General features: G+C 58.6%; 23 protein-coding genes and 1 pseudogene. 11 read left to right on the forward strand and 13 right to left on the reverse strand.

Annotated elements, in window-relative coordinates; translation table 11 throughout:
• Positions 1–79: 79 nt before the first annotated feature.
• The 4 genes from IP81_RS19270 to IP81_RS19285 all read right to left on the reverse strand — a co-directional run bounded on the left by IP81_RS19270 (position 80) and on the right by IP81_RS19285 (position 2,369).
• Positions 80–520 carry a MucR family transcriptional regulator gene (locus IP81_RS19270; protein ID WP_054109645.1) on the reverse strand — a complete coding sequence of 147 codons (441 nt, stop codon included), beginning with the start codon at positions 518–520 and terminating at the stop codon, positions 80–82.
• A 166-nt stretch (positions 521–686) separates the two neighbouring features.
• Positions 687–1,172 carry a GNAT family N-acetyltransferase gene (locus IP81_RS19275; RefSeq protein ID WP_231627136.1) on the reverse strand — a complete coding sequence of 162 codons (486 nt, stop codon included), beginning with the start codon at positions 1,170–1,172 and terminating at the stop codon, positions 687–689.
• Positions 1,169–1,786: a tRNA (adenosine(37)-N6)-threonylcarbamoyltransferase complex dimerization subunit type 1 TsaB gene (gene tsaB / locus IP81_RS19280; protein ID WP_054109628.1), complete on the reverse strand. Its 618-nt coding sequence runs from the start codon at positions 1,784–1,786 to the stop codon at positions 1,169–1,171. Before tsaB ends, IP81_RS19275 begins: the two co-directional genes overlap by 4 nt.
• Before the next feature lie 4 nt (positions 1,787–1,790).
• On the reverse strand, positions 1,791–2,369 hold the full coding sequence (locus tag IP81_RS19285) for a NifU family protein (RefSeq protein WP_054109647.1): 579 nt from the start codon (positions 2,367–2,369) through the stop codon (positions 1,791–1,793).
• A gap of 136 nt (positions 2,370–2,505) precedes the next feature.
• Here IP81_RS19285 and IP81_RS19290 point away from each other — a divergent pair, with 136 nt between their 5' ends.
• The 3 genes from IP81_RS19290 (at position 2,506) to IP81_RS19300 (ending at position 7,499) form a co-directional block, all read left to right on the forward strand.
• Positions 2,506–3,057 carry an FKBP-type peptidyl-prolyl cis-trans isomerase gene (locus IP81_RS19290; RefSeq protein ID WP_054109648.1) on the forward strand — a complete coding sequence of 184 codons (552 nt, stop codon included), beginning with the start codon at positions 2,506–2,508 and terminating at the stop codon, positions 3,055–3,057.
• A 60-nt stretch (positions 3,058–3,117) separates the two neighbouring features.
• On the forward strand, positions 3,118–6,006 hold the full coding sequence (locus IP81_RS19295) for a pitrilysin family protein (protein ID WP_054109629.1): 2,889 nt from the start codon (positions 3,118–3,120) through the stop codon (positions 6,004–6,006).
• A 119-nt stretch (positions 6,007–6,125) separates the two neighbouring features.
• Entirely contained in the window at positions 6,126–7,499 is a 1,374-nt protein-coding gene (locus IP81_RS19300) for a class II 3-deoxy-7-phosphoheptulonate synthase (protein ID WP_054109630.1), read from the forward strand.
• A 65-nt stretch (positions 7,500–7,564) separates the two neighbouring features.
• Here the strand turns inward: IP81_RS19300 and IP81_RS19305 are convergent, their stop codons facing one another.
• The 5 genes from IP81_RS19305 to IP81_RS19325 form a co-directional block, all read right to left on the reverse strand.
• The gene (locus IP81_RS19305) at positions 7,565–7,951 is read right to left on the reverse strand and encodes a reverse transcriptase-like protein (RefSeq protein ID WP_082356326.1); all 387 of its coding nucleotides are present in this window, start codon (positions 7,949–7,951) and stop codon (positions 7,565–7,567) included.
• A 9-nt stretch (positions 7,952–7,960) separates the two neighbouring features.
• Complete coding sequence (locus tag IP81_RS19310; protein WP_082356327.1) at positions 7,961–9,049, reverse strand: Zn-dependent alcohol dehydrogenase; 1,089 nt, start codon at positions 9,047–9,049, stop codon at positions 7,961–7,963.
• Between the two features lie 22 nt (positions 9,050–9,071).
• Positions 9,072–10,364 carry an acyl-CoA dehydrogenase family protein gene (locus IP81_RS19315; protein ID WP_054109632.1) on the reverse strand — a complete coding sequence of 431 codons (1,293 nt, stop codon included), beginning with the start codon at positions 10,362–10,364 and terminating at the stop codon, positions 9,072–9,074.
• A 95-nt stretch (positions 10,365–10,459) separates the two neighbouring features.
• Positions 10,460–11,887 (reverse strand): MFS transporter, encoded by a 1,428-nt coding sequence (locus tag IP81_RS19320; protein ID WP_054109633.1) that lies wholly within the window; start codon positions 11,885–11,887, stop codon positions 10,460–10,462.
• On the reverse strand, positions 11,884–12,732 hold the full coding sequence (locus IP81_RS19325; RefSeq protein ID WP_197274714.1) for an SDR family NAD(P)-dependent oxidoreductase: 849 nt from the start codon (positions 12,730–12,732) through the stop codon (positions 11,884–11,886). The genes IP81_RS19320 and IP81_RS19325 overlap by 4 nt, the downstream gene beginning before the upstream one ends.
• A 183-nt stretch (positions 12,733–12,915) precedes the next feature.
• On the opposite strand from IP81_RS19325, the gene IP81_RS19330 reads away from it, so the two are divergent.
• The 3 genes from IP81_RS19330 to IP81_RS19340 are packed head-to-tail and all read left to right on the forward strand — an operon-like array spanning position 12,916 to position 16,027.
• Positions 12,916–14,076, forward strand: a complete 1,161-nt coding sequence (locus IP81_RS19330) for an acyl-CoA dehydrogenase family protein (protein ID WP_054109635.1) — start codon at positions 12,916–12,918, stop codon at positions 14,074–14,076.
• A 3-nt stretch (positions 14,077–14,079) separates the two neighbouring features.
• Positions 14,080–15,219, forward strand: a complete 1,140-nt coding sequence (locus IP81_RS19335; protein ID WP_054109636.1) for an acyl-CoA dehydrogenase family protein — start codon at positions 14,080–14,082, stop codon at positions 15,217–15,219.
• A gap of 4 nt (positions 15,220–15,223) precedes the next feature.
• Positions 15,224–16,027, forward strand: coding sequence for an SDR family NAD(P)-dependent oxidoreductase (locus IP81_RS19340; protein WP_054109637.1), 804 nt, complete (start codon positions 15,224–15,226; stop codon positions 16,025–16,027).
• A gap of 60 nt (positions 16,028–16,087) precedes the next feature.
• On the opposite strand, the gene gmk is transcribed toward IP81_RS19340, so the two are convergent.
• Genes gmk through IP81_RS19355 form a run of 3 tightly spaced genes read right to left on the reverse strand, consistent with a single transcriptional unit; the run spans position 16,088 to position 17,727 of the window.
• Positions 16,088–16,738: a guanylate kinase gene (gene gmk, locus IP81_RS19345; RefSeq protein WP_054109638.1), complete on the reverse strand. Its 651-nt coding sequence runs from the start codon at positions 16,736–16,738 to the stop codon at positions 16,088–16,090.
• A 54-nt stretch (positions 16,739–16,792) separates the two neighbouring features.
• Positions 16,793–17,200, reverse strand: coding sequence for a hypothetical protein (locus tag IP81_RS19350; protein ID WP_054109639.1), 408 nt, complete (start codon positions 17,198–17,200; stop codon positions 16,793–16,795).
• Between the two features lie 29 nt (positions 17,201–17,229).
• Positions 17,230–17,727, reverse strand: a complete 498-nt coding sequence (locus IP81_RS19355) for an SspB family protein (RefSeq protein WP_054109640.1) — start codon at positions 17,725–17,727, stop codon at positions 17,230–17,232.
• Between the two features lie 84 nt (positions 17,728–17,811).
• On the opposite strand from IP81_RS19355, the gene hisB reads away from it, so the two are divergent.
• The 3 genes from hisB to IP81_RS19370 all read left to right on the forward strand — a co-directional run bounded on the left by hisB (position 17,812) and on the right by IP81_RS19370 (position 20,240).
• Positions 17,812–18,405 carry an imidazoleglycerol-phosphate dehydratase HisB gene (gene hisB / locus IP81_RS19360; protein ID WP_054109641.1) on the forward strand — a complete coding sequence of 198 codons (594 nt, stop codon included), beginning with the start codon at positions 17,812–17,814 and terminating at the stop codon, positions 18,403–18,405.
• Positions 18,398–19,027, forward strand: coding sequence for an imidazole glycerol phosphate synthase subunit HisH (hisH, locus tag IP81_RS19365; RefSeq protein WP_082356328.1), 630 nt, complete (start codon positions 18,398–18,400; stop codon positions 19,025–19,027). Before hisB ends, hisH begins: the two co-directional genes overlap by 8 nt.
• 70 nt (positions 19,028–19,097) lie before the next feature.
• The gene (locus IP81_RS19370; RefSeq protein ID WP_054109643.1) at positions 19,098–20,240 is read left to right on the forward strand and encodes a glycosidase; all 1,143 of its coding nucleotides are present in this window, start codon (positions 19,098–19,100) and stop codon (positions 20,238–20,240) included.
• A 59-nt stretch (positions 20,241–20,299) separates the two neighbouring features.
• Here IP81_RS19370 and IP81_RS19375 read toward each other — a convergent pair whose 3' ends face one another.
• On the reverse strand, positions 20,300–21,001 hold the full coding sequence (locus tag IP81_RS19375; protein ID WP_054109644.1) for a hypothetical protein: 702 nt from the start codon (positions 20,999–21,001) through the stop codon (positions 20,300–20,302).
• 87 nt (positions 21,002–21,088) lie between these two features.
• Between IP81_RS19375 and IP81_RS19380 the strand changes: the two are divergent.
• Together IP81_RS19380 and IP81_RS20820 are read left to right on the forward strand one after the other, a co-directional pair.
• Positions 21,089–21,661, forward strand: a pseudogene (locus tag IP81_RS19380) (transposase).
• 28 nt (positions 21,662–21,689) lie between these two features.
• The gene (locus IP81_RS20820) at positions 21,690–22,088 is read left to right on the forward strand and encodes a hypothetical protein (RefSeq protein ID WP_157573354.1); all 399 of its coding nucleotides are present in this window, start codon (positions 21,690–21,692) and stop codon (positions 22,086–22,088) included.
• Positions 22,089–22,488 lie beyond the last annotated feature (400 nt).

Genomic DNA, 22,488 nt, shown 5'->3' on the forward strand with positions numbered 1-22,488 from the left:
CCCCCCGCCGTTCTATAGAGCGGCGGGCCGATTTTTCAACCTTGCACAATCAATTTGCGCAGCCGGTGTTGTCTGCGGATCAGGCAGCAGCAGGCTTGCGGCCACGCTTTGGCGCAGGCTTGCGGCCAAGGCCGATCTTCTTGGCCAGTTCACGGCGCTTTTCGGCATAGGCTGGTGCGACCATTGGATAGTCGGCAGGCAGGTTCCAGCGCGTGCGATACTGGTCAGGCGTCATGTTGTAACGCGTTGAAAGGTGACGCTTGAGCATCTTGAGCTTCTTGCCGTCTTCAAGGCAAACGATGTGGTCGTTCTTGATCGAAGAGCGGATCGATACAGCGGGCTCCGGCATCGGCTCTTCAGCCACAACAGGCGTATCAAGGCCGGCAAGGGCGGTGTAGACGTTCGAAATCAGCACAGGCAGATCGCTAACAGCAACGCTGTTATTGCTGACGTGTGCAGCAACGATGTCCGATGTCAGGGTGATCAACGTTTCACGCATATCGATTTGTACTTCACTCATTGCGAACCAACCTTTTTTGTTTTGCTCTTGCCGAGTCTTGGGTTTTCTCAAGATAACTATGGTGATTTGGATCACCATTTATAGTCGAGTCTATAAAAGATACAACCATAGGTGATTATTTTTTTGTTCGAAGGTTGCACTATGTGGAATTACGGAAAGTATCGCGTTAATCCTTGAGCACCAATTCCTGGCTGATTGCATCAATCTGACGGCCCATTGATGTGCGGTAATAGGCTGGACGAACACCGATTTCCTTGAAACCATGGGCTGCATAGAGATAAGCCGCCGGGTTATCCCTGCGCATCTCAAGGAAGATACGTGCCATCCCGTTTGTACGTGATTGTGCGATGAACTTCGTTAACAATTGATGGCCTAAACCATTTCTTCGATATTGTGGAGCGATGGCAAATAGCAAAAGCTCTTCTTCGTCCAGAATGCTCCGGCTCATGAAAAAACCGGCGGTATCTGTTCCGGGTCGAAGATCGTCACTACCGTCCGGCCCGATCAGACCGTAGCGGCAATTTCCGAGAATCATCGCACCACCAACTTGCCTGCGGTTCCACGCTTCGCCGTATTCAGGTGGAAAAGCACGCTCCATGACTGACATAATTCTGTCGATGTCATCGGTTGGCGCAAACATCATATGCGTCATACAGTTACAGGCATGCGTGCGTCGGGCGCGCGGCCATAACTTGGCCGGGGGTCATCATGAAACGCCGCAGCCGTCAATAAGGTCAAGCAACGCGCATCGGGCAGCACAGCCAGCGCCAGCTTTTGCGGGCGGCCTTGGGCCAAGGCCGCAGCCTGATTTCCGGCGATGACCTGTCCTGCCGAGCGCGACACCGCTTCTTCGGGCGTAAGCGAGGCCAGTGCTGCCAAAGGGCTGCCATCAGCACCGAACGGTTGGAAGAACCATTCGCCATGCCCGCCGGTCATGCACACATCCACCGGCAGTCCGGGGTGTTCGGCTTGCGCCATGGCTGCAACCAGCCACATGCTTTCATAGCCTCGCAGCTTTGCGCCCCACGCCATGGCGAGGGCGCGCGCAGCGGCAAGACCCACGCGGATACCGGTAAAACTGCCGGGGCCGATATCCACCGCGATCACATCGGCGCGGCCTTTGTCGGGCAGGTTGGCGATCATCGGCACCAGCCGTTCGGCATGGCCACGGCCCAATACCGCGCATTCGCCCGCGATCAGCACGCCATCGTCGATCAGCGCGACCGAACAACTTTCCGTCGCGCTGTCGATCACCAAAGTCCGCATCGCGTCAGGCAGCGCGCACTTCGCTCACTTCGGGCACATAGTGCTTGAGCAAGCTTTCAATGCCGTGTTTCAGCGTTGCGCTGGATGACGGGCAACCCGAACAGGCCCCCTGCATCTGCAAGTAAACCACACCTTCGCGGAAGCCGCGATAAATGATGTCGCCGCCGTCGTTGGCCACTGCCGGGCGCACCCGCGTTTCGATGAGGTCTTTGATTTGATCGATGATTTCTGCATCGGCAGGATCATCATTAAACTCATCATCCCCATCAGCCGGAACCGCAATCCCGGCGGCAGTGCCTGTCACAAACAACGGCGCTTGCGCCACGAAGTGATCCAGCAACAGCGACAATACTTGCGGCTTGAGGCTGGCCCATTCAACGCCCGGCGCTGCGGTAACCGAAACGAAATCCCGTCCGAAGAACACACCCGTTACATCACCCAGATCAAATAGCGCTTGCGCCAAGGGTGATGCTTCGGAAGCTTCGGGTGATGTGAATTCGCGCGTTCCGGTGGCCATGACCAGTTCCCCTGGCAGGAACTTGAGCGTGGAGGGGTTTGGCGTGGTTTCGGTTTCGATAAACATGCATTGCATTTAGACCTGCTGCAAGCAGGGTCAAGTGGACGAAATGCGTCGTATTCATAAAACGCAGCCCTCTTTTAGGGGAAATCTGGCACCTGGCGCATAGCGCAACCCCAATTCAGCCACTATGCGTGACGGCATGATCACGTTTTTCAACGCGCTTTGCCGCACCGCCCCTGTTGTTCTTGCCGCTTTTGCAATGCCCACCGGCGCTGCAACGCCGCCCAAGCCGGTCGCACCTTCGGCGCAGGCCATCCCGCTGCCGCTGAACCCCATCGTTGGCGAAGCGCAGCGCCTGTGTAACGCCATCACGCCAAGCGGCCTTGGCACCATGAACCTCACCCCCGCAGAAGGGGCAAAGCCTGCAAAGGCCGATTTCGCCTTGGTCAATTACATCGGTTATCTTGCAGCCACCGGCGCAGTATTCGATCAAAGCATGCAGGCAGCGTTCCCTGTCGAAGGTGTCATCCCCGGTTTTTCCGAAGGCCTGCAATTGATGGCCAAGGGCAGCAAGTGGCGTTTCTGCGTGCCCGCTGCTTTGGGTTATGGCGCTCAGGAATCTGGTCCGATTCCCGCAAATTCCGATCTCGTTTTTCAAGTCGAACTGCTCGAATTCAAGACCGCAGCCGAAATTGAAGCGATGCGCGTAGCGCAAGCTGTGCAGCCTTCTGCACAACAAAGCCCCGAATAAGGCGAAAATTCGCAGGTCTATTCACTAGTCCTTCATATCAAGGTCACCTATAGTCGGGCGATGCGATCACCTGTTTTGCGCGCCCGGCGCCTTGGCCTTCTTCTTCCCCTGTTGCTGTTGTCGGCGGCCCCGCTCGATGCCCGCGCGCCTGCCCCTGCTTCCGGCAAGCCTGAGGTTCCGTGGCTTTACAAAGGCTCGGACGTTCCGCAGGACAAGGCGTGGACCTTCGGCGTCCTGCCCAATGGCATCCGCTATGCCGTGCGCCATAATGGTGTGCCGCCCGAACAGGTGTCGATCCGTGTGCTGGTTGATGCCGGTTCGATGTATGAAACCGATGCCCAGCGTGGCTATGCCCATTTGCTTGAACACCTCACCTTCCGCGAATCGAAATACCTGAAAGAAGGCGAAACGATCCCCACCTGGCAGCGTTTGGGTGCAACCTTCGGCAGCGATACCAACGCTGAAACCAGCCCGACGCAGACCGTCTACAAACTCGATATTCCGCAAGCCTCGCCCGAAAAGCTGGACGAGACGTTCAAGCTGCTGTCCGGAATGATCACGGCCCCGATTTTCACCGATCGCGGCGTGAAAACCGAAGTGCCGATTGTGCTGGCCGAAATGCGAGAACGCACCAGCGCCCAGTCCCGCGTGCTCGATCAGACGCGCGATCTGTTTTTCAAAGGGCAGTTGCTTGCCTCGCGCAATCCCATCGGCACGGTAGAAACGCTTGAGGCAGCCAATGCAGCCGCCGTCAAAGCCTTTCACAGCAAGTGGTATCGCCCTGATAACACCGTGATCGTGGTCGCAGGCGATGCCGATCCCGCAGCGTTGATCGCCCGGATTGAACAGTGGTTCGGCGGCTGGAAAGTGGCTGGTAAAAAGCCGCTCCAGCCTGATTTCGGCAAGCCCATTGCCCCCGCCGGTCTGGATCCTGCCAATCCTGTAGGCGAGGCTAAAGTGCTGGTCGAGCCTGATCTTCCGCGCATCGTCAATTGGGCGATTCTGCGGCCATGGGTCAAAGTCAACGATACTATCGTCTACAATCAGGGCCTGATGGTGGATCGCCTCGCACTGGCGCTGATCAACCGCCGCCTTGAAGGCCGCGCACGTGGCGGCGGCAGCTATCTGGTCGCCTCGGTTGATGAAATGAAGCAAGAGCTTTCGCGATCGGCCGATGCCACCATTGTCACCGTCACGCCGCTTGGCGATGATTGGAAAAGCGCCGTCACCGATGTGCGCTCGGTTATCGCCGATGCATTGGCCACGCCGCCATCGCAGGCCGAAATCGATCGCGAAGTGGCCGAATTCGAAGTGGCGTTCAAAGTGGGCGTGGAAACGCAATCGACCATCGCCGGATCAAAAGCTGCTGATGATATCGTGAACGCTGTCGATATCCGCGAAACCGTGGCCAATCCCGATACGGTCTACGAAATCTTCAAGCAATCGATCCCCCGCTTCAAACCCGAAGCGGTGCTGGCCAGCACCCGCAAGCTGTTTCAGGGCACCGTCATCCGCCCGATGATGATCACGCCAAAGGCGGGTGAGGCCGATGAAACCGCCCTGCGCAGCGCACTTACCGCGCGGGTCGATGCTGCATCGGGCAGCCGGGTTGCGGCCAATTCGCTCAAGTTTTCCGATCTGCCCCCCGTCGGCACACCCGGCACCGTTGCATCGGCGCGGCCTATCGGCCTGCTGGGGATCGAACACATCGAATTGTCCAACGGGGTCAAAGTCCTGCTCTGGCCCAACGATGCCGAACCGGGCCGCATCATCGTCAAGGCCCGCTTTGGCGGCGGCTATGGCGCCATCCGTCCGCAAGATGCGGTCTATGGCCGGATCGGGGCAGTGGCTCTGATGGATAGCGGCATCGGCGCACTGGGGCGCGATGATCTTGATCGGCTGGCCACGGGCCGCAAGCTCAGCCTCGATTTCGATATCGATGATACCGCCTTCCGCATGTCGGCCGATACGCGCCCTGCCGATCTGGAAGACCAGCTCTATCTGATGGCGGCCAAGCTGGCCACGCCGCGCTGGGACCCGAACCCCGTACTGCGCGCCAAGGCGGCGGCCCGGCTGCAATATGAAAGCTACAATTCCTCGCCCACAGCCGTGCTGGGCCGCGATTTAACGTGGCTGCTGCGCGATGGCGATCCGCGCTATGCCACGCCCAATCCGGCGGAACTGGAAAAGGTCACGCCCGAAGGCTTCCGCGCCACGTGGGAACCCCTGGTGGCGCAGGGCCCGATTGAAATTGACATGTTCGGCGATTTCAACCGCGAACAGGCGCTTGCCGCGCTTGAAAAAACCTTCGGCGCCTTGGCTCCCCGCAGTGCTGCGCCAGCGTCTGATCTTGCGCCCAATATCCCGGCGCATAATGCAGAACCGCTCGTCCTCACCCATCGCGGCGATCCGGGGCAAGCGGCAGCCGTGGTCGCTTGGCCAACCGGCGGCGGGCAAGCCGGCGTGCGCGAAAGCCGCCAGCTCGAAATCCTCGCGCAGATTTTCAACAATCGCTTGTTTGATGCGATGCGCGAAAAGACCGGTGCCAGCTATGCCCCGCAAGTGGGATCAAGCTGGCCGCTCGATCTGCCATCAGGCGGATATATCTCGGCGACAGTGCAACTGCGGCCCACCGATTTTGATGCGTTCTACGCAGCGGCTGATAAAATCGCGGCAGATATGGCTACCACGCCGCCCACGGCAGATGAAATTGGCCGGGTCACCGAACCGCTCAAACAATTGATCACCCGCGCCAGTACCGGCAACGGTTTCTATATGTACCAGTTGGAAGGAGCGGCCAACGATCCGCGCAAAATCGCAGCCATCCGCACGATCCTCAACGATTACAGCCAGACCACGCCCGAGCGGATGCAGGCGCTGGCCGCACGCTACCTGACCAGCGACAAGAGTTGGCGCTTGATGGTAGTGCCGGAAAAAACCGCGCCCTGATACAGGCGGACACTCCAGCAGGAGGGTTCATCGGCCCGGTAGATTGCAATGAACGCAAGGCTTCCTTTGCAATTTGCGCTCGCGCGGCTTATGTCGCCGCCTCTTGAAAGGATGGCATTGTGGCACAGAACTGGACTGCGGAATCATGGCGCGGATTTGAAGGACGGCATTTGCCGACTTATCCCAGCGCCGAAAAGCTGGCTGAGGTCGAGCAGACCCTGACGAGCTTTCCGCCGCTGGTCTTTGCTGGCGAGGCGCGTGCGCTCAAGGCTGATCTTGCGCAAGTAGTTGCGGGCAAAGGCTTTTTGCTTCAGGGCGGCGATTGCGCTGAAAGCTTTGCCGAATTCCATCCCAACAACATTCGCGATACTTTCCGCGTGTTGCTGCAAATGGCGGTCGTGCTAACATTCGCCAGCAAGCAACCTGTCGTGAAGGTTGGCCGCATGGCTGGCCAGTTCGCCAAGCCGCGTTCGTCGCCGGTCGAATCCATCGGCGGCGTTGAATTGCCAAGCTACCTTGGCGACAACATCAACGGCATTGATTTTACGCCGGAATCGCGCATCCCCGATCCCGAACGGATGCTGCGCGCCTATAGCCAGGCGGCTGCAACGCTGAACCTGCTGCGCGCTTTCGCTACCGGCGGTTATGCCAATCTGCGTCAGGTCCACCAGTGGACGCTCGATCACATCGGCAAAAGCCCCTGGGCCACCAAGTTCAGCGAAATGGCCGACAAGATCGGCGAATCGCTCGATTTCATGGAAGCCTGCGGCGTCGATCCGCGCACCGTGCCCCAGCTTCAGGGCACCAGCTTCTATACCAGCCACGAAGCGCTGCTTCTGCAATACGAAGAAGCGATGACGCGGCAGGATTCGCTGACCGGCGAATGGTACGATACCAGCGCACACATGCTGTGGATCGGTGATCGCACCCGCTTTGAAGGTTCGGCGCATGTCGAATACTTGCGCGGAGTGAACAACCCCATCGGCATGAAATGCGGCCCGTCGCTAACGCCGGACGCATTGCTCAAGATGCTCGATACGCTCAACCCCTCGCGCGAAGCGGGCCGGATGACGCTGATCAGCCGCTTTGGTCACGATAAGGTCGAGGCAGGCCTTGCCCCGCTGGTCCGCGCGGTAAAGCGCGAAGGCCATCCCGTAGTGTGGTCATGCGATCCGATGCACGGCAACGTGATCAAGGCCGATAACGGCTACAAGACGCGGCCCTTCGAACGCATCCTCACCGAGGTAAAGGGCTTCTTCGCGGTCCACCGCGCTGAAGGCACCCACGCGGGCGGCATCCACATCGAGATGACCGGACGCGACGTGACCGAATGCACCGGCGGTGCAGTCGCCATCACGCAAGAAGGCCTCGCCGATCGCTACCACACCCACTGCGACCCGCGCCTGAACGCAGCGCAATCCATCGAACTCGCCTTCCTCCTCGCCGAAGCCCTCAACGCCGAACGCGGCGTGGCGAAGGCCGAAGCGGCTTAAGGCTCAAACTTTTCTTCCCCCCTCCCGTTTACGGGAGGGGTCGGGGGTGGGCCCTTCTTCCAGACCTACCGTCCATGCCGCGCAGCCAGCGCAATCCCCGCCAAATTCTGGTTCCGCTTGATCCAGCGTATCCGCGCAGGCCTAAGTGTCTCACAAAGCGTCAAAAAACGCGCATAATGCGCCAAATCGCCATCAGAACGCCCATGAACGCCACCATTTGCCCGCGCAATCACGGGCAAACTGTCGCCCAGCAGTTCAAAGTGCTCCAGCCCAAGGCTTTGCGCCACTTCCAGAGCATGCAACAACGCTTCCCATTCCGCATCGCTGTTGCCGCCATGGCCAATATCATCGCGGATAAACACTTGCCCACGCACCACCGCCGCCACTTCCATCGGGCCGGGGTTGGGGCGGCAGCCGCCATCAAAGAACACTTTGGTGCGGCTGCTCGCCATGGTGCAAGATCACGAATCGAACACGATGACCGAGCGCGCGGAGTGGCCTTGTTTCATCTTTTCAAAGCCTTCGTTCACGCCTGACAGCGGAATGCGCTCTGCAATGATGCTGTCCAGATCAAGCAGTCCGCGCATATAGAATTCAACCAGACGCGGCAGATCGACCGGGAAGTGATTGCTCCCCATCAAAGCGCCCTGCAACTTCTTGTCCGACAGCAAATCATTCGCCGAAAGCCCGACTTTATGGCCGAGCGGCATCATCCCGAGGATTGTAGCCGTGCCCCCGCGCCGCAGCGAAGCGACCGCAAGATCGCCCGAAGCGGGACGGCCCACAGCCTCAATCGCATGATGCACGCCGCCCTTGGTCATCTCGACAATCTGCGCCGCCGCTTCAGGGCTTGAGTCAATCGCGTCGGTTGCGCCCAATTTCATCGCCAAAGCACGCTTTTCGGGCATCGGATCAACCGCGATGATCCGCCCAGCGCCCGCAATTTTCGCAGCATTTACAGTGGCAAGGCCAACCCCGCCACAACCAACCACGGCCACCGTCTCGCCCGGCGTCACCTTGCAAGCGTTGAAGATTGCACCGGCACCGGTTGTCACGGCACAGCCAATAATCGCCGCCCGGTCCAGCGGCATGTCCGGGTTGATCGCAACGCAGGCATGTTCGTGCACCAGCATCTGTTCGGCAAAAGCCGACAAGTTGAGCATCTGGTTGACGACGCTGCCATCATCTGTGCGCGTCAGGCGGGGCGCATCACCTGGCTGCCGCCGCGTGTCGCCGCCAAGGCAAAGCGCCATCCGCCCGGTCACGCAAAACTCGCAGTGCCCGCAAAATGCCGAAAGGCAGGTAACCACCGCATCGCCCACTTTGACGGTGCGCACTTCCGATCCGATCGCCTCGACAATGCCCGCAGCCTCATGCCCCGGCACCGCTGGCAGCGGGTGGGGGTATGCGCCATCGATAAAGTGCAGGTCCGAATGGCACAGGCCGCAGGCTGCTGTCCGGATCAACACTTCGTGCGGGCCGGGTTTGGCCACAGTCAGATCATGGATTTCCAACGGATGGCCGGCTTGGACGAGGACAGCAGCTTTCATCAGTCGTTTCCTTCAGTTGGCGTCAGCGGGCTACGCCAAGATCGCCAGAACTCAAGCCACGGTCGCTTTGCAGCACGTCTGAATGGCGCGAGAATTCGATCCGCGCAATCGAGCGTGCGTGCACTTCGTCAGGCCCATCGGCAAGCCGCAGCGTGCGCATGTGGGCATAAGCCAGCGCAAGGCCAAAGTCCTCGGATACACCGCCGCCGCCATGCGCCTGAATGGCATCGTCAAGGATACGCAACGCCATGTTCGGGGCCTGCACTTTGATCATGGCGATTTCCAGCGCGGCTGCCTTGTTGCCCACTTTGTCCATCATATCAGCGGCTTTAAGGCACAATAGGCGCGTCATATCGATATCGATGCGGGCACGCGCTATGCGTTCTTCCCACACCGACTGTTCGGACACGCGTTTGCCGAATGCCACGCGGCTTTGCAGGCGGCGCGCCATCTTTGCCAGCGCTTCTTCGGCCACGCCAATCGTGCGCATGCAGTGGTGAATGCGGCCCGGTCCCAAGCGCCCTTGCGCGATTTCGAACCCGCGCCCTTCGCCCAGCAGCATGTTCGTCAACGGCACGCGCACATCGGTGAGTTCGATCTCCATGTGGCCGTGGGGCGCATCATCATAGCCGAACACCGGCAAATGGCGCAGGATGTTTACCCCCGGCGCGTCCAAGGGCACCAGCACCATCGATTGCTGTTGATGGCGCTTGGCCTCAAAATCGGTCTTGCCCATCACGATGGCCACTTTGCAGCGCGGATCGCCCGCGCCCGAAGACCACCATTTGCGGCCATTGATGACATAAGTGTCACCCTCGCGCCGGATCGATGTCTCGATATTGGTGGCATCGGACGAGGCCACTTGCGGTTCGGTCATCAGGAATGCGGAACGCGTCTCGCCATTCATCAGCGGGCGCAGCCACTGCTCCTTTTGCGCTGCCGTGCCATAGCGGTGGAACACTTCCATGTTGCCGGTATCGGGTGCGGAGCAATTGAATACCTCGCTCGCCCATGAAATCCGGCCCATCTCTTCGGCACAAAGCGCATATTCAAGGTTGGTAAGGCCGAGGCCTTCGAATTCGAACGTCTCATCCACATGATGATGTCCGCCATTGCGCGGCGGCATGAACAGGTTCCAGATACCCTGCGCCTTGGCGCGGGCCTTTTCCTCTTCGATAGTCTGGATAACTTTCCAGCGATCCCCCGTGGCCTGCTCTGCCTTGTAGTCTTTCTCACGCGGGCGAACGTGGTTTTCGATGAATTGGTGGACACGATCGCGCCAATACTTCTGGCGGTCGGTCGGTTCGAAATCCATGTCAGTCTCCTTAATCCCGTACCGTAGTGTTCACCGGGGAAGGGGGCAATTCAAGTAAAAATTAAGCGAATGATTAAATAGTGGGACGAACCGCCTTATGGATGCAGCCCTGATGCGTCGGGATCGGCGCGCGCCACTCGATCCAATCGGGCAAGCCGCGCCATATGGCCTGCCCGATCAATCGGAAACCGCCGAACAATGAACATGGTGAGGATCGCCAGCACCGCGATACAGGCCACATAAGCAAGGCTTAGCCGGTAGGTGACTTCGGGCAAAACAGCCTCGGGCGAAGTATTGGGCGCAAGCCCTGCAAAGCTCAGGATCAACCCTGCGCCAAACACGCCAAGACCGCCCGCACATTTCGATGCGAGAAATGCGCCTGCTGAAAGCGTGCCTTCAGATCGCCTGCCAGTCTGCTCTTCGGAAGCCTCAACCACATCGGCCACCATCGACCACAGCGTCATCGTGCCGGTGACCGTAAACGTATTGGACGCAAACGTGCAGGCAAACATGGCGGCAATGGCTGCTGTCGATCCGTCTGGCGCCCACAGCCCCAGCCATCGCATTATCAGCGGAATCGACCAAAATACCATGCCGAGCGGCGCCATCCGCATCACGGTACCCGCTTTGCCCCAGCGCATTTGGGCACGGCCCACCAGCAACGATGCACCAACCACGCTGGCAAACAGCAGCAACGGGAATGCTTGCAAAGCCGTGGACGTAAACTTCCACACATAAAGATAGAGGTAGTTCGATAGCGCAAAGGTCATCCCTTGCGCAGTCAAAGCTGCTGCAATCGCGGCTATGACCGAAAGGCAGGCCGGGTGCGAAAAACTCTCGCGAATCTCGCCGAGCGAGGCCAGAAAGCCCTTGTTTGTAGGCGCGCGCTCGGCCGGCCAGCCTGCTACAGCCCTATGCTGGCCCAACGCCGAAATGCTTACGCAGACCACAATTAGCCCCGCGCCAAACAGGCCAAAGTTGCGATATCCATCGCGCGCCAGCATTGCGTTTGGCAGGAACACGCCATAGGCCATCAGCAGCATCAGCAAGCCGCCGCCCCACGAAAACAGAAAACGAAAGCGGGTAAGGCGGGTACGCTCATCGTAATCACGGGTAATCTCGGGTATCAGCGCTGCCGATGGCACCTCGCAAATCGCCACCAGTGCGCGGACCAGTATGGCGGAAAACAGCAGGACAAAGAAGTTCGGCTCACCCACCGGAGACCAGAGCAGCGCCCAAGCCAGCCCCAAGGGAAGCGCTGCGCCGTAAAGAAACGGCAAACGTCGCCCATACCGGGTGCGCGTCCGGTCGCTAAGGTGGCCGATCAGCGGATCGATCAATCCGTCGAACACCAGTGCGATCAGCAGCGCAAGGCTGACCAGCCACGCATCCATTCCCAGGACTTGATTGTAAAACAGCAGCAGAAAGGTCGCAAAGCCGCTGTCCTTCACGCCATAAGCCACGCTGCCCAGACCGTTTGCCAACGCCAAACGCGTGGGCACTCGTCCTGTGATCGGGATCATGCCGCTTTGCCGCCGTCCGCCATCTTTTGGAGTGCATCGAACAGGCCGGGTATTTCCGGGTCCCAACTGTGGCGCGGGCCAATCGTGATGCCGCCATCCACGAGCAGCGATGTCCCGGTCATAAAGCTTGCAGCCTCGCTTGCGAGGAACAATACCGCATTCGCTATATCATCAGCCTGACCGCCGCGCGCTATCGGCTGCGCTTGTTTCGACATCGCGGCGATGGCGCCCTTGGCCTGAAGCTCAAGGTCTTCGGGCATACCCATCGCGCTTGTGAAGATGTTGGTGTTGATAAAGCCGGGCTGCACCGCATTCACGCGGATCTGATGTTTGGCAAGATCTGCGGCACCCACTTTGGTCAGGTGCAGCACGCCCGCCTTGGCCACGGCATAGGCGGTTGGGGAATAGCCGGGGCCGATGGCGGCAACGCTCGATGTATTGACGAACGAGGCTCCTTTGCGACCGATCATGTGCGGCACGGCATAGCGTATGCCGAACGCGACAGAGCGCAGCAGCAAGTCCATCGTGCGGTCCCAGCCTTCGGGCTCGATCTCGTCAATGGCTGCGCGATCACCGCCCGCGCCGGCATTGTTGAACACGCAATCGATCCCGCCGGTTTCGGCAGCGGCGCGGTCCATCAGGGCTTTGATGTCCTCCGTGCGGGTCACATCGCAGCGTGCCGTCACGATCGTGCCGTTCGATGCCGCCGCCGTGGCCGCAAGGCCTGCATCGTCGATGTCGGCGGCGTAAACGATGGCCCCTTCGCCGGAAAAGGCAAGCGCAGTGGCGCGGCCTATGCCTGATGCTGCGCCGGTGACGACAACTGTTTTTCCATTGAATCGCAAGGGGTCTCTCCCAGACCTGATTTTCGACGCAGCTTAGGCCTGATCCGCCCGCCGTCAACGCTTGTCGGGTTTACGCTACGGCATACAGGGCTTGCCCGAAAGGTCCGGACTATTGGGAAATTCAGCGCTTGCCAGCGGTGTGTGACTCGCTTTAACCTTGCGATTAACGAGAGGAGCATAAACATGTCAGACCTTGATGGTTTCCGGCAGGAAATCCGCGAATGGCTGGAGGCAAATTGCCCCGCTGAAATGCGCGAACCTGCGCGCGATGAAGCCGACGTCTGTTGGGGCGGCCGCAACTTCACATTTAAGAACCCGGCCCAGAAAGCGTGGCTCGAAGCGTGCGTGGCCAAGGGCTATACCGTGCCTGATTGGCCTGAGGCCTATGGCGGTGCAGGCATGTCTCCCGCGCAAGCCAAGATCTGGCGCGAGGAATGCGCCCGCATCGGCGCACGGCCGCCCCTGTCCAGTTTCGGCATATGGATGCTTGGCCCCGCGCTGCTCAAATTCGGCACCGAAGAGCAGAAGGTGCACTATCTGGGCGAAATCGCGCGCGGCGAGATTCGCTGGTGCCAGGGCTATTCCGAACCCGGATCAGGCTCCGATCTCGTCAGCTTGCAGACCTTTGGCGAAGACAAGGGCGATCACTGGGTCGTCAACGGCCAGAAGATCTGGACTTCCTATGCCGACAAGGCTGACTGGATTTTCTGCCTCGTTCGCACAGACAAGGCGAACACCTATCAGGGCATCAGCTTCCTGCTGTTCGATATGACCACGCCGGGCGTCACCACCAAACCGATCAAGCTGATCAGTGGCAATTCGCCGTTCTGCGAGACGTTCTTTGACGACGTAAAGGTGCCCAAGCACCAGATCGTTGGCGCACTCAATCGCGGGTGGGATGTGGCCAAGTATTTGCTCGGCCATGAGCGCGAGATGATCTCGGGCGCGGGCGGCGGTGATCGCCTGAATGCCATCGGTGCGGTCGTTGCGCGCAATGGTCTGGACGATCCGATCCTGCGGGCAGAACTGGCGATGTTCGATGTTGATGCACTGGCGTTTAGCGCGATGGGCGAAAAGTTCCTCGATGAAGCCAAAGTCGGCAAAGCGCATCCGGCACAGCCCAATATGCTGAAGTACGCCGGTACAGAATTGAACAAGCGCCGCCACGAATTGCTGATGTCGGCGGGCGGCGCAACTGCTCTGGAATGGGATAGCGAACGCACCAATGGCGGCACGCCCGCCCGATCATGGCTCCGCACAAAGGCAAACTCGATCGAGGGCGGCACCAGCGAGGTGATGCTCAACGTCGTTGCCAAACGCATTCTTGATCTGCCAGGAGCCTGATCCATGCCGCTGTATTACAACGAAGATCAGGCCATGCTGGCCGACACCGTAACCGGCTTCATGGCCGATGCAGGCGCGATCAAGCCGCAATTGCGCCACTTCCGCGACATGGGTTGCAAGGATGGCTTCGGCCACGCCTTGTGGAAACAATTTGCCGAAATGGGGCTGACAGGCATGCTGGCGGCAGAGGCTGACGGCGGGCTCGCCATGGGCCATGTCGAGGCGGGCATCGTGCTCAAGGAAATCGGTCGCAACCTCACGCCATCGCCTTTCCTGACCACCTCGGTCATGGGGGTCACCGCATTGTCGGGCGGGTCGGATGACTTGCGCGGGCGCTGGCTGCCCGGCGTGATCGCGGGCGATAGCGTACTGGCCGTGGCCATTGACGAAAGCCCCAAGCATCGCCCCGAACGCATCGCCTGCCGCGCCGAAAAGGCGGGCAACGGCTTCCGTCTTTCGGGTTCAAAGGCGTTTGTGGTGCAGGGCGCATCGGCAGAGGCCATCATCGTTGCCGCGCGCACTTCGGGCAGCGACAGCGATGCTGAAGGTATCACCCTCTTCGCCGTGCCCAAGGATGCCGCTGGAATTTCCCATGAAAACCTGCGATTGGTCGATAGCGCCATGGCCAGCAACATCACGTTCGATAATGTCGAACTCGATGGCGATAGCGTGATCGGCGATGTTGATGGCGGGCGCAGCTTGCTGAACAAGGTGCTCGGCGCCGGGCGCATCGGGGCTGCGGCAGAACTGACCGGAGTGGGGCAGGGGGCGTTTGATATCACCACGGCCTACCTCAAAACCCGCAAGCAATTCGGGCGCTTGATTGGTGAGTTTCAGGCTCTCCAGCACCGCGCCGCGCATCTCTATTCCGAACTCGAAATCGCCACTGCCGTTGTGATCAAGGCTCAGCAATTGCTGGATGGCGGTTCGGAAAAGGCCGAACTGATGGTATCGGTCGGCAAAGCCAAGGCGGCGCGCGCCTGCAATCTTGCTGTGCGCGAAGGCGTGCAGATGCATGGCGGCGTGGGCATGACCGATGAATACGATATCGGCCTCTACATGAAGCGTGACCGCTCGCTCACCGAATTTATGGGCGATCAGTACTACCATGCAGAGCGCGTTGCCCAATTGAACGGATACTAAGATCATGGATTTCAGCAAACTGTTCAGCCTTGAAGGCCGCGTCGCTGTTGTCACCGGCGGATCGCGCGGGATTGGGGCGATGATCGCGGAGGGCTTTATCGCAGCGGGCTGCGCACGGGTCTATATCACCGCGCGCAAGGCTGCGGTGGTTGCAGAAACTGCGGCGCGACTGGGGGAGCGCTGCATCGCACTGCCGGGGGACATTTCGACGGTCGAGGGCATGGAGCGGTTGGCGGCAGACCTTGCTGCACGCGAGGGCAAGATCGACATCCTTGTGAACAACGCCGGCGTTGCTTGGGGGGCAGAGTTTGAAGACTTCCCCGAAGGCGGTTGGGACAAGGTGATGGATCTCAATGTAAAAACGCCATTTTTCCTGACGCAGAAATTGCATGGCCTGTTGATGGCTGCTGCAAGCGCTGATCAACCGGCCAAAGTTATCAACATCGCCTCGATTGACGGACTGCGACCTAACCCTTGGGAAACCTATAGCTATCAGGCGTCCAAAGCAGCGCTTGTCCACCTTACCAAGCGCATGGCGGCAAGGCTGATCCGCGATAACATCGTGGTAACCTGCATTTGCCCCGGCGCGTTTCCATCAGAAATGAACAAGGCTGCCGCTAAAAACCCAGAAGGCTCGTCAAAGGGCATTCCTTCGGGCCGCGTTGGCACTTTGGAAGATATGGCAGGCGGCGCAATCTACCTTGCCAGTCGTGCAGGCGATTACGTGGTCGGCACACCGCTACCCATTGATGGCGGCATCGTGAACGGCTGGATTCCAAGTGAGACGGTTGACCCATCAGGGCATTGATTTCCCCCAACCGTTCGTGTCGAGCGTAGTCGAAACATGAACGGGAAAGGGATTTGCGCCTTAGCCCCGCATCAATCCGCGCACGAAATCGATAAGGCCGGTCTGCCGCGTGCGCTTCATCCGTTCAGCCGCCAGAATCTCGCGCACTTTTGCAAAACAGACGTCCACATCGTCGTTGATCACAACATAGTCATAGCCGTCCCAGTGGCTGATTTCTGCCTGAGCGCGCGCCATGCGTGCCGCAATTACATCAGCGGCATCGGTGCCGCGTCCGGTCAAACGGCGATTTAACTCTTCAAGGCTGGGGGGCAGAATGAACACGCGCACCACGTCGGCTTGCGCCTTCTGGTGAAGCTGCTGCGTGCCTTGCCAGTCAATATCGAACAGCACATCGCCGCCTGCTTTCAACCGGTCACGGATTTGCGCCTTGGGTGTGCCATAGCAATTGCCGAAGACCGTCGCCCATTCATAGAACGCGTTTTCCTCAACCATGCGGTCAAATTGGGCCTGATCGACGAAGTAGTAATCCTGCCCCTCAACCTCACCGGGCCGGATCGGGCGCGTGGTAACCGAAACAGACGCTGCAATCTCGGTATCTTCGCCGAGCAGCTTGCGCGCAATCGTGGTTTTGCCGGCCCCGGAAGGCGAGGACAGGATGAACATCAGGCCCCGGCGGTGGAGCGTATCGTCATGAGGGATCGTCGCAGACATGTGCGCTAGTGGCGCATCGCTTCCCGCGCGGTCAAGTGCGGATAAGTTCGAAACTTACTTCTTCTTGCCGCGCCTGGCCTGTTCATCCAGCACCGCTGTGCCCTCTGCCTCGGCCTTTGCCCGGTGTTTGCGGTCGTAAAGTGCCTTGGCCAACATGCCACCACCGACGATAATCGCGCCGGGGACCGAACGCGTTGCAACGCGCGCAATTGCAGTGCCGACCAGCGTTTGCATCATTGTGCGGCCTTTGATCACCCGTCCGGCTTTTTTCGTGCCAAGCTTGCCGCCGATAATGCCCTTTTCAACGCCTTGGCGGAGCAGAGCCGCCCCAGCGCGCAAAGCAACGTCGGCGATGATCAGGTTGGTTATCGGATTGGGGCTAACGGGATTAGGACTGGGAGAAGGCATGTTTTCGGCAGCATCTTTGGCCGCCTCGATTGCCTTGCCGCGCTTCTTGAACATGCCTTTGCCCTTTGTCGCGGGCTGCTGCCCTACTTTTTCTTGCCGAAATCGACAGTGACTACGTTCGATCCGTCGTCGCTGCGCTCAACGGTGCTGTCATCGCCTTGTTCCGGCGAATCGTTTTCGGCAGCGTCAACGGGCTCTACCTCGTCATCGACCACGGCCTGAAACTGGAGCCCGAAATCGACCGCAGGATCGACAAATGCGGTGATCGCCGAGAACGGGATGTGAAGCATTGATGGGATTTGGTTGAACGATAGCCCCACGCTGAAACGGTCTTCCTCAACCTTCAGGTCCCAGAACTTGTTTTGCAGGACGATGGTCATCTCGTCGGGAAAACGCTCGCGCAGGCGCTGGGGAATGTCCACGCCGGGGGCACCGGTTTTGAACGTGATGTAGAAGTGGTGCATGCCCGGCAGCATGCCGCCGCCCGCCGCAACTTGACCCAGAACGCGGCCAACAACCGCGCGCAGCGCCTCTTGCACTATTTCGTCGTAAGGGATCATGCTGTCAGGTGCGTCGCTCATGACGTCACAACTGGCCTCGGGGAAGGTTCGGGTCAAGTGGGGACGGTGATTGATTCTCAGGAATAGGGGCGTATAGGCGCGTTTATGCGCATAGGATCGATCACCCGAAAGACTGAAGAAACCGACATTGCCGTGTCGGTGAACCTCGATGGCACAGGCACCTATCAGGTGGAGACCGGAATCGGCTTCCTCGATCACATGATCGAGCAGTTCAGCCGCCACTCCCTGATCGATATCGAATGCCGTGTGCGCGGCGATTTGCATGTCGATCAGCACCATACCACCGAAGACAGCGCCATCGCGCTGGGCCAAGCCATCGCGCAAGCCTTGGGCGACAAGAAGGGCATCACCCGCTACGGCCACACCTATTCGCCGATGGACGAGGCGCTGTGCCGCGTCGCGCTCGATATCTCGGGCCGTCCAGTGCTGATCTGGAAGGCCGCGTTCACGCAGCCTCGCTTGGGCGAAATGGACACTGAACTGTTCGAACACTGGTTCCAGTCGATCTCTCAAGCGGCGGGCATCACCCTGCACATCGAGAATCTCTACGGTTCGAATAATCATCACATCGTCGAAGGCATCTACAAGGGCTTTGCCCGCGCGATGCGTCAGGCCATAGCGATTGATCCGCGCAAGGCCGATGCCGTGCCCTCGACCAAGGGCATCCTCGGTGGCTGATACGCTTGCGCTGGTGGATTATGGCGCGGGCAACTTGCGCTCGGTCGCCAATGCGCTGAAAGCTGCGGGTGCCGAAGGCGTTGTCGTAACCGCCGATCCCAGTATCGTACGCGCGGCGGATCGAATCGTTCTGCCCGGTGTCGGCGCATTCCGGCACTGCATCGGCGCGCTTTCCGGCGTTCCGGGCTTGGTCGAGGCGCTGGAAGAGCGTGTTCTGGTGGGGGCTGCTCCGTTCCTTGGCATCTGCGTTGGCATGCAATTGCTGGCGGATCGCGGTGTCGAACACGGCGTGACTAACGGGCTTGGCTGGATCGCTGGCGAAGTGCGCGTGATCGAACCGGCCGATGCAACGATCAAAGTGCCGCACATGGGCTGGAACGATGTCGAGCCGATGCGCAATCACGCAGGGGCCGAGCTGATCGAAGCCGGTGAGGCCTATTTCCTCCACTCCTACCACTTCGTTCCCGAACAAAGCACCAGCATTGCCGCGATGAGCGACCACGGCGGCGGGATTGTGGCCGCTGTGGCGCGCGACAATATCCTTGGCGTGCAATTCCATCCGGAAAAGAGCCAGTCCTACGGAATTGCCTTGCTGGCGCGTTTCCTTGAATGGAAACCCTGACGCGACGGCTTGAGGGAACCTAACTTCGCGCGGCAGCTTACCTTCCATAACGAAGGAGGCACCGCGCCCGATGACCCACTTTCCGATTGATAGCCTTGTTTTTACGCCGTTTCTAGTCGACTTGGAGCGATCACCACTGGCTGGGTGTCTCGGCGTAGAAACGTATGTGCTGGGCGCTTTCAACCCGGGCATGACGGTGTTACCGAACGGCAATATCCTGCTGATGGTTCGGGTGGCCGAAGCTTTGCGAACGCCGGTTCGGGATGGCAAAGTTCATGCCATTCGTTGGCACGATGGCGGTTATGTGATCGATGCTTGGCCTGTGGAATTAGCCGATACTGCTGATCCGCGCAAATTCATGCTCCATGGCGGAGGATGGAAAGTCATGGCGCTTACCTCGCTTTCGTGGCTGTTGCCGGTTGAGATGACTGCAGATGGTTTGGACGTGATCGCCATCCATTATGACAAGGCGATTGCGCCACAGGGCACCTACCAGTGCTATGGCATCGAGGATGCGCGCATTTCAAACATGGGTGAGGGCGCTTATCTGATGACAACCTGTTCGGTTAGCCCTGAGCGCCATTCCACAACGCTCTATTCGTCAGAAAACGGGCTCGACTGGAAATTCGAAGGCGTCGTGTTGGATCATCAAAACAAGGACATGCTGATCTTCGAGGGCCTGATCAAAGGCGACTACTGGGCACAAACGCGCCCCTTGGGTGATCTCTATTTCGCCTATCCCCCCGGCAGCAACTGGCGTTCCGGCCCATCGATCAATCTGGCAACTTCGCCAGACGCCTTGCACTGGCGGCCTTATGTCAGCCCCGGTATCCGTCCGCCCGTGCAGAACCTACTGACGGCCCGCATTGGCGGGGGCACTCCTCCGATCCTGACCGAAATCAATGGCCTCGAAGGGTGGTTAAGTCTTTGGCACGGAGTGGAGCCACACGGTATCGTCGGCGTCTATCGCACATTCTGGTCATTGCTGCATCCAGACGATCCATCACAGATCATTGCCGGGAGCCAATTACCGCTGCTTGAGCCCGATGCAGCGCTCACGCGTTCAATGGAAAGCCTGCTGTATCTGCGGGACGTGGTTTTCACCACAGGCATTGCCGAGAAGGCGGATCGCTTCATTGTGGCGTCGGGTGAGGCGGACTTGGCCTGCCGCATCACACATGTGCCAAAGACCGCGCTGATTGCCATGTCTTAACTACAGGCTTGCTGCCTTTCCCTGACAAAAGATGCAGTACGCCATTTATTTGCTTAACCTTACCAACGCAGCACGATCAAGAGTGTTGCTATGGCGAAAACGATCACCTGCATGGATAGAACGACGCCGTCTTTTTTGCGCAGAATGCGCAATTGCGCATCGTCCATAAGCTCAACGTCGCGTGATTTCATGATAACCCGGGCGAGTGTGATCACGATAAGCACATAGGCAACTACGTAGATTTCATCAAGGAGCACCAGTCCGCCCGTTTCAGGCAGGGATTCGGTATAGGACTGTTGGAGAAATACAGTCGTCAACAAAGCCGAGGCAGGCAAGGCAGCGCGGGTTTCCGTTAAAGCAGGGTTGAGCAGGAGAGCGATCCACGCTCCATACAGGACAACAACCAACGGCAAAAGCAGCTTCCAGACAAAGTAGCTGACAGGACGGGAAATGCCTATGTTGAAGACCATTTGCGAAAATTGCGACGCTTGGGATGACCGCTTGTCGCCAAAATTGCTGCCATATTTGTTTATGAGCGCATTGCTCGTCCAGCCGGTCAGGCTCCATCCCGAAACTGCAAAGGTTGGGCTGTATCCCGTGTCGGGTCTGTCGATTTGATATGTCAGTTCTTCTGCCCCCCGCAAACTGTCCTCAACCGCGATTGTCAGATTATGATCATCGAGGGGAAACTTGGACAACGAAAACGGTACGAAGAACTGGCTTTCAATCCGCATAATCTGATATTTTGCACCATCAGGCATTGTCTAAGCGGCTGGCCGAAAAAGAAGGTGTGCAATATCGGTGACATGTGATTCAGCCGTGGTTGCGAGGCTACGACGGAGCGGCACATAGGGACCGATATCACCCAACGGCAGTATGCCAGAGCAGACCCGCTTTTGCCCAGCGATTTGACGGACGCGGAGTGGGAAATCCTTGCGCCCTTGCTGCCACCGGACCTGTTCCCGCCAATGACCACGGTGCAGCATTATTTCTACCGCTGGAGCGCGATGGGTGTGTGGAAGTCGATCAGTCACGCGCTGCTACTGATGGCTCGCGAAGCCGCGGGTCGGGAGGCGTCACCCAGTGCTGGCGTCTTTGCCAGCATCCGCCAGACCTTACCGTGGTTGCGTCACGTCTTCGCCGATGGGGGATATGTCGGGGACAAACTGTGCATCGCGCTCACCAAAATCGGCACGTGGACCTTGGAAATCATCAAGCGCTCCGACGCCGCCAAAGGCTTCAAACTGCTGCCGAGACGCTGGGTAGTCGAGTGAACAATCGCATGGCTGAACCACAACCGCCGCCTTGCCAAGGACTTCGAACGAACCATCGAAAGCGGCACCACCTGACTTTTCATTGCATCGGTCAACCAAATCACCCACGGAATAGCAAGCGCCTGTAATCACGCCGCTTCTTCATGAGTCAGCCTCTGAGGTTAATCGGAGGTTTATGACACTCAAGCCAAGCCTTCGTGCCCAACCAAGTGAATGGGATAGGATAGGCACCTTGATTTTTGGCATTCGATACCAAAATGATGTTTGCAAAAAAATCATCACTTTGTACGCGTTCAACAGCGAAATTAAGTCTTGTCAAGGTTCTGGGATTTTGTGCGCGATATCGATTTTCCACGGCATGACTAATCCGGGGCTCAACTATTGGACGTTCAACCCGCAAAATCTCAATGGCTATCGTCAATTGGTGGGTTATTCGATGAGTGGTTTACGGCGATCGCACAGCCTCGAAAAGACGCGCTTAAGGAAGGGCAATTGCAGAACCGAGGGTTTGGAACTTCGTTCCGCGTTTCCGCAAGAAAGCGCCGACATACGTGCCGCATTTTCGAAGTGCTGATCCCGGTGTGTCCGGAGAGCATCTTTTTCAAACGTATTTTTCACCATATCCTAGGCGTAACATGAATTCCCTCCGTAGCACGCGGCAACTTGTCGGCGCATTCAGAGGTTTGCCGAAATCTGTGCACCCGACGTGGTAGAGGCTATTTTTGCGTGCTGTAGCTCCGGCCTAACCGATACAATCATACTTGCAATGAAGTTGAAAACAGAAATCAAATTGATCTAAGCAACATTTGCTGATCGTATTGCGAAGATTGAAAAAATTGATAATTGCAGATGGATTCACGTCATTCTTGAAATTTGAGCGCAGCCCGTTTCTTTGCAAGTTGATGCAAGCGCGCTTGAGCTAGGCTCAGGACTCATTGATTGAGCCAGAAGATGACGGTTGCGGCGATGCAGAT

It is taken from the genome of Novosphingobium sp. AAP83 (assembly GCF_001295795.1).
GTDB lineage: Bacteria > Pseudomonadota > Alphaproteobacteria > Sphingomonadales > Sphingomonadaceae > Novosphingobium.